At 42.5% G+C, this 1,395-nt stretch carries 1 protein-coding gene; it reads right to left on the reverse strand.

What is annotated here, in order from left to right; genetic code table 11:
* Positions 1-1,315 (reverse strand): IS4 family transposase (locus tag H4J50_RS18905; RefSeq protein ID WP_259366305.1); only part of this gene is annotated, 1,315 nt, incomplete at its 3' end.
* Between the last annotated feature and the right edge of the window lie 80 nt (positions 1,316-1,395).

Genomic DNA, 1,395 nt, shown 5'->3' on the forward strand with positions numbered 1-1,395 from the left:
TTTTTCGTTTATACCTAACTGGATATTTTTGTGTCTTTGCGAGCACCGTTCGCGGATAAGCTTTTCGCTTTCTTTTCTCCGGTAATATTAGCCGTTTACCGTTTTCACGTAGTTCTTTTAGCTTTTTAGGGATTGTCCCGGGGCTTCGACCTGAGCACCATAAAAACTCGTCTTGTATCAGGTATAATGCGTTTATGAAACTGATGCGTAATGGCTCCACTTTATGGGCTTTAGCCATCTCTGCCATTTCAAGTCTCACGATATTGTATGACGTCAGAATACCCCAGAGCTCTTGATAAATACCTTCCTGTTTCAAGCTCCGTAGCGCTGGCTTATTAGATAATTGATATTGCTTGAGCTCACCATATCCTCGCTCTATTTCCCATCGTTGCCAATAAACATCGAGTAGCGCTTTTAGCGGGTACTTTTCTGGACAGGCGCATGAGGTGATGAACCCTTTTATTTCACCTTTAGGTGTCGGAATTTGAATAAGCCTTGCTTGCCATGTATCACCTAGGTAAGGGGCTGATTTTTTAGCTTGTGGCGAAATAGGCATTGTTATTAAGTGGTCGTAATCGCTAAATGATTCCGTTATTTCATAGCGCATTTTACTTTTGATGGGCGTAAGCCAATGATGATTTTCGCTAACACCTTGCCAGCTCGTGAATAGTTCAGCCGAAAAGAAACCTCTATCAAATAGAGTTAGTGAATGTTCAGGTGCTGAGCCAACAAGCTGTTGAGCATAATGAATTTCACTTTGAGTAATGGGGCCAAACGCTGCATCGGATATTAAATGCGTTCTTGTCGACATCAAGGTTACAGCAAGTACTGAGGGGAAGTTCGTTGTCGATTGAGCATAGCCAAAATGACGGTTACTCGGCGTATCTTGGGTTTTAAATTGTGTACCGTCAACGCTTAGCAGCTTTAAACCACACACGTCATCAAAAGTTTGCGACTGCTCCCACTGCGTTGCTGTATGTTTAAAAAGGTGTTTCATAGGCGCTGCGCCTAGCTTTTCTTTCCCTTTTATAATACTGCTGGTCGCCAATGGTAGAAGCTCTCCTTTTGCGTCAGGAAAAGCGAGATCTAGTTTGTCACAGACTTCAGATATTGAGCGGTTTCTTAATAAACCAATTCCTAACACAAGCCAAGCGGCTTGTTCGGCGGGGAAGCGTCGTTTGCGTACAGAGGCTCTTCCTGTTTGGGTAACAGCTTCTTCAATCCACTCAAGGGGAATGTGCTTAGTGAACGAATCAATATCACGATCTTGGCAAAACTCAGTCGTAAGGTGTAATTCTTTAATAAATTCAGACATAAAAATAGGCCACAACTTCTGTTGTAGCCTATTATGAGCCCTTTGAAAGATCGTTCAATTAGCTTAAACGATCTGCATTA

The sequence above is a fragment of the Colwellia sp. 6M3 genome, from assembly GCF_014077595.1.
Lineage (GTDB): Bacteria > Pseudomonadota > Gammaproteobacteria > Enterobacterales > Alteromonadaceae > Cognaticolwellia.